Source organism: Pseudomonas sp. LBUM1652 (genome assembly GCF_059716105.1).
Map to the genome: position 1 here is coordinate 1,570,465 of NZ_CP166804.1, position 15,491 is coordinate 1,585,955.

Annotated in this window: 11 protein-coding genes and 1 pseudogene; 2 read left to right on the forward strand and 10 right to left on the reverse strand. The window is 55.1% G+C overall.

The annotated features are described in order from the left end of the window. Positions 1-3 precede the first annotated feature (3 nt). The 8 genes from sctR to sctW are packed head-to-tail and all read right to left on the reverse strand — an operon-like array spanning position 4 to position 8,209. Positions 4-657, reverse strand: coding sequence for a type III secretion system export apparatus subunit SctR (sctR, locus tag ACA069_RS07145; RefSeq protein WP_497616848.1), 654 nt, complete (start codon positions 655-657; stop codon positions 4-6). After that, positions 654-1,715: a FliM/FliN family flagellar motor switch protein gene (locus tag ACA069_RS07150; RefSeq protein ID WP_497616849.1), complete on the reverse strand. Its 1,062-nt coding sequence runs from the start codon at positions 1,713-1,715 to the stop codon at positions 654-656. Before ACA069_RS07150 ends, sctR begins: the two co-directional genes overlap by 4 nt. Before the next feature lies 1 nt (position 1,716). Then, positions 1,717-2,199 (reverse strand): type III secretion system HrpP C-terminal domain-containing protein, encoded by a 483-nt coding sequence (locus ACA069_RS07155; RefSeq protein WP_497616851.1) that lies wholly within the window; start codon positions 2,197-2,199, stop codon positions 1,717-1,719. Positions 2,200-2,252: 53 nt separating this feature from the next. Then, complete coding sequence (locus ACA069_RS07160) at positions 2,253-2,717, reverse strand: type III secretion protein (protein WP_497616853.1); 465 nt, start codon at positions 2,715-2,717, stop codon at positions 2,253-2,255. Further along, positions 2,704-4,059, reverse strand: coding sequence for a FliI/YscN family ATPase (locus tag ACA069_RS07165; RefSeq protein ID WP_497616854.1), 1,356 nt, complete (start codon positions 4,057-4,059; stop codon positions 2,704-2,706). The genes ACA069_RS07160 and ACA069_RS07165 overlap by 14 nt, the downstream gene beginning before the upstream one ends. Continuing rightward, positions 4,059-4,997 (reverse strand): FHA domain-containing protein, encoded by a 939-nt coding sequence (locus ACA069_RS07170; RefSeq protein ID WP_497616856.1) that lies wholly within the window; start codon positions 4,995-4,997, stop codon positions 4,059-4,061. Before ACA069_RS07170 ends, ACA069_RS07165 begins: the two co-directional genes overlap by 1 nt. Positions 4,998-5,009: 12 nt before the next feature. Continuing rightward, a complete protein-coding gene (gene sctV / locus ACA069_RS07175) occupies positions 5,010-7,103 on the reverse strand; it encodes a type III secretion system export apparatus subunit SctV (protein ID WP_497616857.1) in 2,094 nt (697 codons plus the stop codon). Beyond that, positions 7,100-8,209 carry a type III secretion system gatekeeper subunit SctW gene (gene sctW / locus ACA069_RS07180; RefSeq protein WP_497616858.1) on the reverse strand — a complete coding sequence of 370 codons (1,110 nt, stop codon included), beginning with the start codon at positions 8,207-8,209 and terminating at the stop codon, positions 7,100-7,102. The genes sctV and sctW overlap by 4 nt, the downstream gene beginning before the upstream one ends. Before the next feature lie 83 nt (positions 8,210-8,292). Here sctW and ACA069_RS07185 point away from each other — a divergent pair, with 83 nt between their 5' ends. Continuing rightward, positions 8,293-9,030, forward strand: a complete 738-nt coding sequence (locus ACA069_RS07185; protein WP_497616859.1) for an RNA polymerase sigma factor — start codon at positions 8,293-8,295, stop codon at positions 9,028-9,030. A 293-nt stretch (positions 9,031-9,323) separates the two neighbouring features. On the opposite strand, the pseudogene ACA069_RS07190 reads toward ACA069_RS07185, so the two are convergent. Beyond that, positions 9,324-9,551, reverse strand: a pseudogene (locus ACA069_RS07190) (integrase core domain-containing protein); the annotation flags it as partial. Between the two features lie 373 nt (positions 9,552-9,924). Here ACA069_RS07190 and ACA069_RS07195 point away from each other — a divergent pair. Continuing rightward, positions 9,925-11,012 (forward strand): IS3 family transposase gene (locus ACA069_RS07195; protein WP_497616860.1). Its coding sequence is split into 2 segments (ribosomal slippage): positions 9,925-10,177 and positions 10,177-11,012, totalling 1,089 coding nucleotides; the frame shifts between segments, so codons are not numbered across the junction. 300 nt (positions 11,013-11,312) lie between these two features. On the opposite strand, the gene ACA069_RS07200 is transcribed toward ACA069_RS07195, so the two are convergent. Next, complete coding sequence (locus tag ACA069_RS07200; protein WP_497616862.1) at positions 11,313-15,281, reverse strand: hypothetical protein; 3,969 nt, start codon at positions 15,279-15,281, stop codon at positions 11,313-11,315. Positions 15,282-15,491 lie beyond the last annotated feature (210 nt).

Genomic DNA, 15,491 nt, shown 5'->3' on the forward strand with positions numbered 1-15,491 from the left:
CCCTCACAAGTAGCTGTAGAACAGCCCGTCCAGCAGTCGGGTCCATCCATCCACCAACACGAACAGGAGGATCTTCAGCGGCAGGGAAATGGTCATGGGAGCTACCATCTGCATGCCCAAGGCCAGCAGGATGTTGGAGACAATCAGGTCGATTACGATAAAGGGTATGTAAATCAGGAAGCCGATCTTGAACCCGGCCTGTAGCTCGGAGAGCACGAAGGCCGGCACTATCAGCAGCAGGTCGTCGCGGCTGGCCTGGGCCGACATCTCCGGGGGCCACATACGTTGGGTGTTTTCCAGAAGGTGAGTCTGAATGTCCGGGTTGACATTGCGCGCCATGAACAGCCGCAACGGCTCCACCACTTGAGTGGCACCCTTTTCAAGGGCGGTGAAGTCGTTCATGTGCTTGGGAAGCTGCTTGAAACGCATGCCCATGTCGCTGAACACTGGGGCCATAATGAACAGCGTCGCGGCCAGGGCGATGCCGTACAGCACCATATTCGGCGGCACTTGCTGCACTCCGATAGCGTTGCGGGTAATCAGCAGCACCATGGAGATCTTCAAGAATGCGGTGCAGATCATCATCAGCAGGGGAATCAGCGAAAGTGCCCCCAAAAATAGTGCGAGCGTGAGCGGATCGGCGTCTTGTAGATTCACTGTCGAGCTTCCAGGCGAGTGATCTGCAGGCCTAGGCGGCCGTCGATATCCACCAACTCACCCTGCGCTAGAACTCGTTCACCTTGGTAGAGCATGGCTTGGCCCGGAGTGCAGCCGCTGAAGCTCAGCACCGACCCCACCGTCAGATGACGTAGCTGGCCAAGATTCAGGCTCAGGGTGCCGGCGCGCAGGGTCAGGGCCAAGGGAAGGTCGTCGAAGCGCTCTGAGTGCGGGAAATCGGCGGACAGGTTATCGACGCTAGACAGCGGGGACTGTGATTCTACTTGGATAAGGTGTTCGCTTTCAGTGAGTGCGAAATGATCGAGGTTGGCATTCATAGGCAGGTCTTCCAGTTTGGTGAGAATGAATCGCAGCTCATCCGCTGTGGCCTGTTGCAGGTGCAGCCGGCACGATCCGATGTCCAGATAGCCTTCGCCGGCGGCACTGAACAGTGTTTGATCCACCAGCAAGACATCACCCAGGCGCAACGAACCCAACTGCTCGATGCTCAGTGGGCAGTGGCCCAGCACAAGCGGTAGACGCAATGGCCAGTCGAGGAGGCTGGTGTGAGTGACGAGTGGCTGCCAAGGTCCTAGATTCATCAGATGTTCCAGGCTTTCCGCGGTGAGGCGTAGGCGGCTGATGGTGTACTGCTCTTGGTTGTTGCGCAGTCTCAACAGGCAGTCGAAGCCGGGCTCGGGTCGCGCGTTGACCAAGCGCACGGGGCTGATGAGGGCTTGGAGCTCTGGCGCCAGGTAGCGGTTGTACAGCGACCAGTACCAAGTGTTGTCTGAGTTTTCCTTAGGCGGCTCGGCGACTATCGCCGGGCACTCGGACAGCTGGCTCAGTAGAGCCTGAGCATCGTCCAGCCACAGCAGGCCGCACGCGGTCTCCAGCGCGGTGGCCGGCGTTTGAATGAAAGTGGTCGGGGCCAAGTGCAGGCTGAGAGTGGCCGCTTGTGGTGACGCTAGCCGCAGGTACAGTCCTGAGCCCAGGCGTTCACGAACCTTTGCTTCAGTCGTGGACAGGATGCGCATACGCAGAGCTTGTACGGCCATCTCAGTAGGTCTCGCGCAACAGCGTCAAGTGCACTGGACGCCCCTGTTTTTGGCTCAGCCAGGCGGCGCTGGTAGACTGATGGGCTATGCAGTGCTGCCAGGCGTTGTCCTGAGCAAAGCGCAGGATGATTTCCAATGCGTCGTCACGTTGCACCATGCGAACCCCAACCTGCCCGAGGTTCGGTAACTCCAGCTGGGCTTCTATTGGGCCTTCATCCTGTTCTTCCAAGTTGGCTAGCACGGCTTCCCATAGTGCACTGGTCTGCGGGCTTGGAAGTGACGCCGCGCCTGGTTGTCCTTGGTCCTGCGAGTGTGAACTGCTGAACTCTTCGCCGCTGAAATTTGCCACGACGGTTTGTCCCAAGGTATCTAAGGGGGTTAGCAGCAGCTCGAAATCTTCGCTTTCATCGTTAGTTTCGCCACGCAGGTCCGGAGTGCGCTCGTGCCGAACTGGACAGGCGCCGGTCTGAGGCTCCTGGCGCATGCGTTTGGGGTCCGACGGTGGTGGCGTCGCTTTGTGCAGGGCTGTGCATGGGGTCATAAGGCGCCCCGTGGCAGGTCGCGCAAGTAGTCAAGTTTTTCCATGTCGCGCTGGCGATGGCGCAGTTGCTTCTGGCTGTCGTCGGTCCAGTCCTGCTGACAGAGGTACTCCGCTTGTAACGTCTTGAAGCTCTGCTCAAGGCGCTCGATACGCCGTAGCGCCTGTTGTTCGCTGGCCAGCCACTGATTCATCTCGCTGAGCGGCAGGCGTCGGTTAGCGTGCAGGTCACGTTGCTCCAGACGCGCCCGGTGCTGGCTTTCACGCAAAAGCTGTAACTCTTGGGCCATCTGCTCCAATCGGTTATGCAGCGCATTGAGCACCGTGTGCTGACGTTGCCAGGCCTGCTCGGCAATGGTCAGGCGATGCCGGCGGATCGGCACCAGTAACTCGAGGGTTGTGGCCAGTTCGCTTAGCAATGAGTCGTTGGCTGGAGCATGTGAATCGGCATCAGAGAGGGACATCGGCGGTTACCTGTAGGAGGTGGTCCAAGGTTTCGTCGAGCGACACCGGGTCGCGTAACGATTGCTGCAAAAAGGTGTCAATCCGTGCCTTTGAGTTCACGGCGCAATCGGTCAGCGGATCGTTGCCCGGCTGGTACTCACCAAGTTTGAGGAGTATCTCTACTTGTTGGTAAGCCGCCATTAGTCGGCGTAACTGTGTGGCGCCTTTCAGCTGTTCGGTTCCAACAACATTGCTCATGGTGCGGCTGAGGCTGGCAAGAATGTCTACCGCTGGGTAATGGCCGCGCTCGGCAAGACGGCGAGAGAGTACGATGTGACCGTCCAGCAGCGACCGTACTTCGTCGGCGACCGGGTCGTTCATCGAGTCCTGTTCGATCAGCACCGAGTACAGCGCGGTGATTACCCCATGGTTGGTACGCCCCGCGCGTTCCACCAGACGCGGCAGGAGGCTATAGACCGAAGGAGGCAAGCCGCCGCGTCCGGCGGGTTCACCGCTGGCCAGACCGATTTCACGTTGGGCCCGGGCGAAACGGGTCAGGGAGTCAATGATCAGTAGCGTCGATTTACCCTGCTGGCTAAAGCCTTCGGCAATCGCCGTGGCGGTGAACGCAGCTCGGGCCCGTTCCATGCTGCTTCGGTCGGAAGTGGCGCAGACCAGCACTGTACGGCTGCGCAGCTCGTCGTCCAATTCGTAGTCGAGAAACTCCCGCAGTTCGCGGCCCCGCTCGCCGATCAAGCCGAAGACAATGGCTTGACACGGTGTGTTGCGTGCCAACTCTGCGAGCAGGGTGGTCTTGCCACAACCTGCACCGGCGAAGATTCCCATACGCTGGCCCTCGCCGATGGTCAGTAAGCCATCGATGGAACGCAACCCAGTGATCAGTGGCTCCTCGATACGCTGGCGATCGGTGGCCACCGGAGCGTCGCGAATAACTGGCAGGGCGCCTGGGGTGCAGGCTGGCACGAAGGCTTCCGGGCCTTCACCATCAAGGGCGCGGCCAAAACCGTCGAGCACTGTGCCTAACAACTGTTCGCTGACCAGCAGGCTGTGAGGCTGGAATAAGGGCATAACCCGCGCTCCGATTGCGATGCCATCTAATGGCCCCAAGGCGGCAAGCAAGGTGTGCTGGTGGTCGAAACCGACGATCTCGGCCATGACTTCGCTGCCATCGGCCCGGAGGACTTGGCACAGGTCGCCGATCCGCGCCTTAGGCATTCGGCTTTGCAGGAGGATGCCGTTGACTCCGCTGATATGCCCGTGGATTTGCACCGGTGCAACGGCATCCAGACGGAATTTCTGTTGCTTGTACCACTGGTTCAGGCGGTCGAGGGCGGCCTGCATCACCAGCTCACTTCGATACGTCGGTCACCCTCGAACACTAGTTGGTGGTCGCTGATGTCGACTAGGCGCACGCCTTGGACTTCATCCCCGAGGAACAGTCGACGACCGTCGCTGGTGAGTACGCTGGGTAGTCGCGCGTTGCTGATTTGTATAATGTTAAAGGGAAGCTGTGGTGTGGCTACCGGCAACTCGCTGAGTACTTGTAGTGGGCTTTTGTACTCTTGTTCAAAGCGCAGGAGCATACGCTCGGTAGATTGCAGCAGGTCGTCTTCATCGAAGCGCCCTTTCAGGAAGATTTTGTTCTTTTCGTTGACGATACTGATCCGTGTCTGCAACTCGCGTTCTTTGAGCATGCGATTCAATACCTCATGGACGGCAGCAGCGTCCCCAAGTGGGATACGGCTTGGCGTGGTCAGTAGGACCGGCACCGGCTCCTCCCGGTTCAGACCCCAGATCAGGGCGCCGAGAAACAGCACTGAAGCGCCGAGCAACAGGATTACTCCCAGCATTGAGCGTGTTTGTGTGCCCAATTGCTTCGGCCGCGATTCGTCGTACTGAGTGCTTGGCTCCTGCACTATCGAGTCGACTTCCGCCATGTATTGCGGCTGTTCGTCTTCGTCCTCCGGCCATTCGGTGTTGGCGCTGACCAGCGACAGCCACACACCACAAAGAGCGAAGGCCGTTCCGGGCTGTAGAGGGGTGATAGCATCTACTTTGTGCCCTTCGATGTCGGTCACCGGGCCTTCTACGCGGGCGAGAGACCAAGTATCGTCCACCAATCGTAGCAGGCAGTGATGGTCCTTTATGCCAGGATCGCATAGTGATAGGTCGGCTCCGTTAGAGGAGCCAATACTCCACTCATAACCGGTCAACGGCAGCGCCGCACCTCGGTGCAGCCCGGTAAGCACGCGTAGTTCATACATCATTTCGGGATTCATCAACGGACTCCGTCAGGCCTGCATGGCTAATGCGTCTTCCAAATCGATTCGCCCGAGAACTTGCACCTGCACCGACGCCAGCAACTCGGCGAAAGACAGCACAGGAACATGGTTGAACTCATCGTTCAGCAGGCCGTGAAGCGGGCTGCGCAGATCTTGCGCTACCAGTAGAATTGGTGCTGGTTTGGCCCGCAGTGGGAAGGCGTCGCGTAGTTGTTCCAGCAGGGCGCTGGCGACTTCCGGTTCTAGGGCAAAGTAGGTTTCATTCTGGCTTTTGCGCAGGGCGTCGCGCAGTATTACCTCGGTTTCCGGAGTCACCAACCAGGCGTTCAGCGCGCCCTGTTCTGCATGCTGATGGCAAATCTGCGCTTTTAGGGTGATTCGCACGTAGTCGGTAAGGACGCTCAGGTCGCGCTCGTGCTGACCTCGTTCGATCAGGGTTTCGACGATCGGCCTCACTGAACGCAGCGACACCAGCTCAGCCGCCAGTCGTTGCAGCACTGCTGCAAAGCGCGACAGGGGCAGGACACGTTGCAGTTCCTGGGCCAACTCTGGCTGCTCGCTTTCCAGCCAGCCGAGGATCGCCTTACTTTCCTGCAGACCGATGAACTGTGGGCCGGTTGCCTGAAAGGCGCGGCTCATACGTTCGAGGATCAGTTCGTCGGAGTTAACCGCATCCACAGTGTCCATAAGTAGTATCGGATGACCGGCCTCAAACCACACCCATTGGCCTTCCTCTCGCTCAGGGCGACTGAGTTCTCCACCATGCAAGTCTCCAGACTGACGCACATGAACCGCCATGCGTGTGGTGCTGAAGGTGGCGCGGATCAACGGCACCTCGTAGACGCAGAAGCAGAACTCATCTGGTCCGCAACGGTTGCTGAACTCCAGGTCGAAGGTGGGCAGGGTCAGGCCAAAATGGTGGACCAGGGTGTTGCGCCGCTGACGTATGCCTTGCAGCAACTGGTCCAGGGCTACGCTGTCTTTGTGTTCGGGATGAAACTGCAGCAAGTAGGCCCGGGATGGGTTGAATCGGCGAATGTCCTCATTGCCATTGAGCTCTGGCGCGCTGTTTTTGGCGGCTCCGACGTGGTCCTGTAGCAGTTGCTTCTGGTGAATACGCCATAGCTGAATCAACCCACTGAACAAACAAATCATGCTGATGCTGATAAACACCAGGCTCGGCATTCCGGGAATAGCGGCGAAACAGAGCATGCCGATGGATGAGAATACCCAAGCTTTCGGCTGGCTGGTCATCTGCTCGGCAATCTCGTGGCCGATGTTGGCTTCCTCTGCCTGACTGTCCGGGGAGACTCGGGTAATTATCATGCCCGCCGTTAGCGAAATTAGCAGCGCTGGAATCTGTGCGATTAATCCGTCACCGATAGTCAGCACCGAATACAGGTGCATGGCGTCGGTTGCTTCCATGTCATTCTGCAACACGCCGATGGAAATGCCGCCGATCAAGTTGATGAGCACGATCACCAGACCTGCGATGGCGTCACCCTTGACGAACTTCATTGCACCGTCCATAGCTCCGAATAATTGGCTTTCCTTGGACAGTTGCTCGCGGCGATGGTGCGCTTGGTGGACATTGATCAGGTTAGCGCGCAGGTCGCTATCGATGGACATTTGTTTGCCAGGCATGGCGTCCAGAGTGAAGCGCGCTGCCACTTCGGCGACCCGTTCCGAGCCCTTGGTGATAACCAGGAAGTTAACGATGGTGAGAATCAAGAAGATAACCAGGCCCACCGCGAGGTTGCCGCCAACCACGAAGCTGCCGAAGGCATCGACTATGTGCCCTGCGTCCTGTTGCAGGAGGATCAGACGCGTGGTGGCGATCGATAGTGATAGGCGGAACATGGTGGTGAGCAGCAATACAGCTGGGAAAGTTGAGAACGCCAGTGGGCGCGGCAGATACATAGCGAGTACGATCAACAGCGAGGAAATGCAGATATTCAGGGCGATCAACACGTCTATCAGGGCAGTGGGCAGCGGTAGGATCATCACGAAAACGATGGCCATAACCATCATCGCGCCGACGATCTCGGTACGGCGCACCACCGCGATGGCCAGGCGGTTGAGGCCATGGATCAGTCGATTCATCGCGGGTGCCTGCCCGTGTCTATAAGTCCCATGGCCTGGCGTTCCTGACGGGCCACTTCATCCATCAGATTCTGCAGCAAGCGCAGGCCTTTTTGCCGTGTCTTGAGGTCCTTCCAGAGCACTAGCGGGAGGTTTTGCAACAGTGGATACAGTCCGTTGAGAAACACTGGATGCAGGCGTGGCGAATTGCCCGCCGCTTCTTGGGTGAGTTGGGTCAGGTCGCGGGGGAAGAAGCCATTAGCACAGAAATGCAGAACCCGTTTACTTATGGATAAGGGGGTCATGCAACCCTCATGCTCTTGCTGTCTCAGCCGCTCAATCAGCGTATGAGCGGTTTTCAGCAAGTTGTTAAGCTGTCCGCATGAACCCAAGCCACTTAGCATCGAGCCGAGAACGCTACCGGGCAGCGAGGGAGATAGGGCGGCGATATCGTCCGCCAAGGCCCGCTGTAGGGTGCGTAGGCCGCGGGCGAACTGCTCATCGTTAAACATCTCCAGCAGCGCTTCCATCAGGCTAGCCAAGGGCTGCCGACCGACGATGGTTCTATAATACAACTGACGCATCGCTGTCCGTTGTTGTGGGTCGCGGCTGAACAGGGCAATGGCGCTGGCAGTGTTGAAGCCTGCTCGGACCTTATCGCCGTGCAGCTGTTGCAACTCGTCTATCAGTTGGCGAGTAGTGTCGGCGTCGTTTTTCCTATCTTCGCTTAAGGACAGGCGCAAGGCTTGGTGCAACAGGATATCGGCGCATGCCGGGTCTTGGTTGGCCAAGGTCAGCGCCGCCTGCAATGAAGGTTCTTGTTGCAGATGTATCTGCATGCGCCGAGCTTGCTGTTCCAGGCTTGGTTGATCGGAGTAGTTAAGCAAACGATACAGCTCGGTGAGCTTCTCGATTTTCTCCACCGGGTGTCCCCGACCGGCATCTCTGATGCTGCGTTCATCCAGCCTTTTGCTATGGCGTTCGACGCTTTCGCTGAATTTCAGCGCCACTTCTTCCATGGAATCGATCAGCGGATTCTTCGCCGTAACCGAGCTGCTTTCTGCGCCGTACATCGGGCGAGGCCGCAGGTCCAGGGGCAGGGCGTCGTTGTAAGTGTTGATTTTCATCGAGTGCGCTATCCACCACAGTACAGATGCATTCTGAGTGGCGTTTTGCGGCGTACGGTTCCATCAGTGATGGCAAGCCGGGAATGCTGCGCAAGAACTGGCACAGTGTTTTTTTTGAAAGTGCAAAAAACTGCAATTTATGCGTTTCTTATAAAATTAAATCATTACTAATCAATTGCTTAATGAATAACCTGGAATGGTACGGATGCTGCTCTATTTGCCCATGCCGCTGTTGGCATAATAAGTATGAGGGGCTAAACATGGAATTGAGTGGAGTTCAGGCGGAAGCGAAAGTCATTAGTGTTATCAAACTGGACTTGGCAGATCTGGCCCGTAGCAGCCATAGGAAATTGCGAGGCTTCATCAACAAGCGCGTATTCAATCAGGCGGATGTCGATGACCTAGTGCAGATGACTTACTTGGAAGCATGGTGTAACCAGCACAAGTTCATCGGAGCCTCGAAACCGGAAACGTGGCTTTTCGGAATTGCCATGAACCTGATTAGAAATTACTTCAAGACCCTCTATAGCCGACCACAGTGCTCGGAGCTGAAGGCGTCAGAGCTTGAAAGTCTAGAGTGCGGACATGACCCAAGCCTAGTTGCCGAGTATCAACTCCTGCTCAGTAACGCTTTGGAGGCTATAGACGGTTTATCGGTAGACATGCGGGCGGTAATCGACTTGGTGGTTGATTCCGACTTCCGTTACCAGGAAGCCGCGCAGAAATTGGGGGTGCCCATCGGCACTGTGCGTTCACGCCTGGCTCGGGCCCGTAGCCAACTGAAGATTAGCGTGTACGGGCAGGGGCTTTCGCATAAGTAGAATTATCCGTCGTACCTTATTCGCCATGTTGCAAAAAAGAGCTGGCGGTGGGGCAGGCGCGGCAAGCAATCACAGATATGCCATCTAAAATGTCTAGAGGGATCTAAAATGTGCCAAATATGAGGCTGTAACCGGGTTTAGAGGCTTAGCCAGATGATGGGCGCTCTTAATTCCGGTTCTTAGAGGGGGCGGTGGCATAGCTATTATGTGTTGCCGTTACCCATACCTACTCTGGGACTATCCCCTTAGAAAGAAATGGACTGGCCCCTGCTAAACCGGACATCAATACCCCGTTAAATTGATGCCGCTGCCAAGCGCCTAAACTCCCGTGGTGAACGGTATTTCAGCGCGCTGTGCGGATGCTCCTCGTCGTAATGCTCAAAGGCAATCGTCAGGTTACGTAGCGCTGTTTCTCGATCAGGTTTGGGCATATGCGCGACGTAGTCGCGCTTGATCGTTTTGACGAAGCTCTCAGCCATACCGTTGCTCTGCGGGCTACGCTCCGGTGTGGTCACCGGCTGCCGGGGGCACCATTCAGACCATTAACCAGGAACGCTGCCAAAGCAGCGTTCAAGGGATTAAGTTCTACACGTTGCGCCATTTTGTTGATTCCTTCGTGAAGGTATAAATATTACGAAGAAATCGCCTGCCGAAACTGCAGCGTATCTCATCAGCTACGAATTTACACAAACCATGTTACAAACCTACCTTGACGAATATGAGGGTATCGGATCAGCCTCAACACTGAATCCATAAATTGACTTCAATCGCAAGGAGTTTATTATGCCCATAGGAGGCTTTCGCCATCCCAGCAGCAACCATTGGGTAATCCCCCCTGAAATCAGTGCTCGTCAGAAGTAGAATTTTCTCCTAATCGGATCAAGGAAATTTTGCGTGAAGACATCACGTTTTTCAGACAGCCAAATCATCGCCATCCTCAAGCAAGCCGAAGCCGGTAGTCCGGCCCCCGAGCTGTGTCGCGAGCACGGCATCAGCACGGCCACCTTTTACAAGTGGCGCACCAAGTTCGGCGGCATGGATGCATCATTAATGGCTCGGTTGCGCGAGCTTGAGGAGGAAAACCGCCGGCTCAAGAAGATGTACGCCGAGGAGCGTCTCAAGGCTGAAATCATCCAGGAGGCGATGGCAAAAAAGTGGTGAAGCCATCTCGACGACGAGAGATGGCGCGCCAAGCCGTTCATTCAGGTCGAATCAACATCAAACTGGCCTGTGCAGTCTTCGGCGTCAGCGTCGCCTGTTATCGTTACCAGCCACGGTTGTCGTCTGAAAACGCCCTGATTGCTGACCTGCTGATTCGGCTGACGCACAACCAGCGCAACTGGGGTTTTGGCTTGTGCTTCTTGTATTTTCGCAACGTGAAAGGCCATCGTTGGAACCACAAGCGGGTGTATCGGATTTACCGCGAACTGGACCTGAACCTGCGGATCAAGCCGCGCAAGCGGATCGTGCGCGAGAAACCGGAGCCGTTGGCGGTACCAGTGACGATCAACCAGTGCTGGTCAATGGACTTCATGCATGACCAATTGTCCGACGGACGCAGCTTTCGGATATTCAACGTGATCGATGACTTCAATCGCGAAGCGCTGAGCATGGAAATCGATCTGTCGTTACCAGCGGAACGTGTAGTACGTGCTCTGGATCAGGTGATCGAGTGGCGTGGTAAACCGCAGGCCATCCGCAGCGATAACGGCCCGGAGTACATCAGCACCAAGCTGACACTGTGGGCCGAAAAGCAGGGGATTCGATTGGAATACATTCAGCCAGGAAACCCGCAGCAGAATGCTTACGTCGAGCGCTACAACCGAACCGTACGGTATGACTGGTTGGGACATTACTTGTTTGAATCGATAGCCGAAGTTCAGGACTACGGCACGAACTGGATTTGGACGTACAATCACGAACGGCCGAATATGGCCCTTAGAGGTATCACCCCCAAACAGAAGTTGGCCCTCGCGGCTTGAACTCTACTTCTGACAAGTACTGAAAATGGGGGGATTACCAACCGAACGCCCTCGACCACAAGCCGATAGCTGCGTCGCAATCGAGATGCCTGTAGCCGCATGATCACCATCAATAACCGACAACGGCCAACGCTGGAATATTTCGCCACGCTTACTTTCACCGATCAAAAACGTACAGGCGAGGACGGTGGTGGATATCAGGCCACAAAAAATGAAGTAATTCCGCCACGAATGGCCTCCGCGCTACAAGACCAGCTTCGCACTCGGTGCAACCGAGATCGACTGTATGGCTGTCCGGCGCTAAAGGGGGCTTATCCCGGCGACCATCGGGTATCCTGCCTTAATCTCCAAGGAAGGAGCATTTGTGCTACGGTGAATATTGAAGAACTTGTTATTGCGAAAGTCCCCCAACTCATCCGCTCTAAGGGTGCGTTTGCCCGGTCCCATCGCGGGATCCAGAAAATCGTTCTTCATACCGGTAAATTGGCCATCACCGAGGCCAATCATTACATGCACCGGACGCGCACCTAGACTCGACATGTTCGGGTCGACTTCCATGAAAACCACCACCTCGCCTTGCTTAACTAACAACAACTCGTCGATACTGGTGACGGAGCGGTCGAAAATCAGGTTATCTACTCGTCCGCTATGACCCATCCCCTGGTAATTCGAAGCCTTCTTAAAGCCATTGGCCAACATTTTCGCCTGGGTAGGATTCAGCATGTTGGCCTCACGCAAGATATCAGCCGCATAGTCCCAGCACACTCCCTGCGAGCTTCCAGAACGCATATTGAGATCAGTTGCGTCCCGTACCGGGTTGCGGCGGACGAGGTCTGCCGGCCTTATCTTCGCGAGGGCTTGTGCTGGAGCTCTATTGGTCAGTGTCTTGTACCACTGCGGGTCCGTGAGCAAGGTGCCACCCTCGATCCCCTTTTCCGGCGACATCACTCCTGGGATGGCATTAAACTCGATAACAGCACTATCGGCGTTGCTGAAATCCTTATATCTTATAAGCTTTCGGCTAGAGGCATTCGCATACTTTTGCGCCCAATCGGCTTCAGTGAGAATCAAGGGCCCACTGAGGTCAGGCATCCCTCTATCCGCGAACTGATGGGCCGACAGATCAAACACGTACTTTTCCCCGCCCGTCTCAGCAACGACCACGAAGTGATTCGTCGGTGATCGTTCAGTGGCGCTGCTCCACATTACTATGGCGCGGTATCGAATATTCTTCATGCCGATGTCCGCCTGCTGGATACGCTCGGCCACGGGCTTCAGCAAAGCGTCGCATTTTCCTGCAGGCATATCAATGGCGTCTTGGATGGTGGGGGTTTGCTTAAGCAGGTCGTATAAATTGCTCATCTCCGGCGCCAAGTTGCCGACCTTTCCCGCGGGGATTTGCCGTAACGGTTCCAGACGCACCATCGGTATATTCAACAAGTTTTCCGGGGGCCGCTGATCGGCGCGATTCGTTAATCTTCCCTTTGAATGTCGTATTCGATGCTGGGAAATACTCTCGCCAGTGATGCGAGGTACAGGCTTGTGCCCCCCTGATTTGATACTTTGCAAACCCATCAAGTTTTCTGGAGGGCGCTGACCTGCGAAATTCGCTACCGTTGGTATTGAGAGCGCTTTCGGACCTCCGCTGGCTGCTATCCCAGCCAACCTAGGCCGTAGATGGAATACAGTATTCTTAACATGTCGATAGAGGTCAAGCACCTGCCTGATGTTCTTTAATGAATACACTTCTTTCAATACGGCCTTTCCTGTCGCAGTTCCAATAGAAAAACCAAACAGTCCGGTCAGAAGCCCCCCGACAATCGCCTCATTCAGGAGATATTCGGTGCGCTCAGGCCGCTCGGACAAATGTGCCTGTAGTCCACTGACACCAGCAGAACCTCCACCCGCGAGCAGCGAAGTTCCAACGACGAAAAGTCTACCCAGTATCGTACCTGTCCCGGGGATAGCAATGGCGGAGCCGCTGACGAGAAGATTCAATACGCCTTTAACCGCGTTCAACATTTGCTCTGTTATTTTCTCGGTGTGCGAAAACACCAGCGTGTCTATATCCGACTCCAGTCTGCCCATAAAACCATCAAATAGTTTATCGGGCAGACTGCCTTGATTACCAACAGACTTAAAAGAAAAGGGTCTCATGATTATCTTATCTTGATTTAGCCATCCAAATCCAATGCCCGCACCTGGCGGCGTTAACTTATATTCAAATGCATCTGTTTCATTGGCGTGCTTTAAATTGTAAACGTATGGTATTTTGGCGAGCACCCAGTTTTTAAACTCAGTGGATTCCGGAAAAGTTGGCACCACTTCGGTTTTTGACTTCCCCATTTCACGAAAGGTGTGACTATTACTACCTATGTGGAAATGTTTGGGATCATCCACGCTGAACAATAATCCGGACGAGTCACCTGAGGGTATAAAAAATACACCATTAAGTTTGGTGTCGTGGAATTCAACCTCTTGCGCCTGTAATTCTCCACTTTGAAGTTTCTCCACCGATTGTATATGTTCAGGCTTCGCATGAGGATGATTTAAATACTCCAGGCACCGCAAATTAATCATGTCGGCATAATACTGCTTTAGCTGGCTACCAGCTTCGTGGCTTTTTTTGTATTCTGTCAGAGCATCCTGCATCTGCTTTTGCAAGTCGGTTTTTTTCAGTTCATTTATTAGCTTGGAGTGCTCCAGGACGTAATCGGTATAGCCCGGCCCTAGCGCTCTGCTTGCTTCGTGTAAATATATTCCCGTGACAATTTCGGTCAGCGAAAATTCCAGTACCTTATCTCTGTTTTCGGAGACAGCCATTAAGAGTCTAGAATTATGGCTAAATGTGATTTTTATTTTGCTTTCTGGGTTTAAATTAGTGACTGTTTTTGTGCTGCTCTCGAATCTTTTTATGCCTTCTTCAATAAATCTGTGAATAAAATCGGCAGGGTCCATTATCGGCTGGTACATGTTCTTTAATTTCTTTACCAGCTTAATAACTTCCCTACTTACCGACCGCTGATCTTCAATACTTATTAAAGGTGCCATCGTTATATTTTGCCGAAAGGGCGGAACAACATCAGCCCCGTGGACAGAGTTCCAAAAAGGCGTCACTAGTCTGTTGACAATGGCATCCATCCGCGCCATCAACCCATCCGCCGGCTCCACGCTACTCATACCAGAGACGCTGCTGGTGTCCTTATCGGTCAGCGCTCCGGAGTTCCCAGGCTCAGGGAGCGGGAATGATGATACGTCCGTGGGGGGCATCATCACCTTACCAGGGTATTTTCTCACCGTTTCAACTGATGCGGTGTTGGCAAAGACAGTGCCATCTTCAGCGATAATTTCTAGCTGAGTTTCAGGAAGCTTGACGTCAACACCCGCCGGGGTGGTTGTAGTAAGCCCAAGTGTCAGTGAAGCAAGGGCCAGCACCTGCTCCGTCCATGTTGCGTGAGCATCAACAGCGCCGGTCGATGCCTGTGCGCCCGATTCGGGCGCTTTATGGAACCTAGGGGCCCTATCCATCCGATCGGACCACTCACTCTCCTGGTGTTGATCCTGGGCCTTGTCCGCTTGTTCATAGCGCGCCAGGGCGCCTCGAGTGTCCACGAGGGATGAACTGCGGGCATGGACGCCGTTATTGCAGGTCACCCCCAAGCTGCCTTGGGCATACAAGGCCAAGACCAGCTTCTGCATCGTCGTTTCAGTGCGATAGAGTGCAGGTGCTGCCGGCAGATACCGCTCATCCGCCTCCCACGGCGTCTTGCAATCATGAACGGATTGGTCCGGCACCCGGGACAGGTGAGTCAGGGCGGATTTCACTTCGTGGTAAAGTTCTTTCAAATTGGCCCATTGCTCAGGCGCATTAAATACATCCACAAACTCCCCCAGAGAGAGCCAGGCCTGGTTAGTTTGCTGTTGCTCGCGAACGGCCCAGGTCAGCTCATGAAGCTCCAGGTAACGTTTGCCGGCCTCCGTGTAGTGCTTATCCATTTCCGTCATCAGAATCTGGCTTTCACGGGCCGTGGGCTGCTGGCCACTTTCATCCACACACTTCAAGCCCTGAGTCAACCGCCTGATCAGCGTTTTGAAGTCTGAGTTGTCTGCCTCAAGAGTCGCGAGACGAGAATGGAGGGCGATGAGATCTTTCTTTTCTTCATCTTCTGCATTTTTTGCCTCTTTGGACCACGCTGGAGGTGGAGTCAAAAAGGCGGCGACGCTCAGCAAACCGCGACCGAATCTGGCCATATGTGCCGTGCGCTGCATCAACTCCTGACAAGCTTTCAACGCTGGCGACAGTTGGGGATGTCCCCGAGGAACGTACCACGAAACCTGTTTGCGGTTACCAGGCAGAACGGACCATAAGGTGGGGGCCTCAGGGGGCGCAGGCCTGGATTGCGCAGCGACTGAAGGCGGCGCAGGTTGGGGCTGAAGAACTGCCGGGGGCAGTGGGCGCGGGGCAATAGGTTTCATACT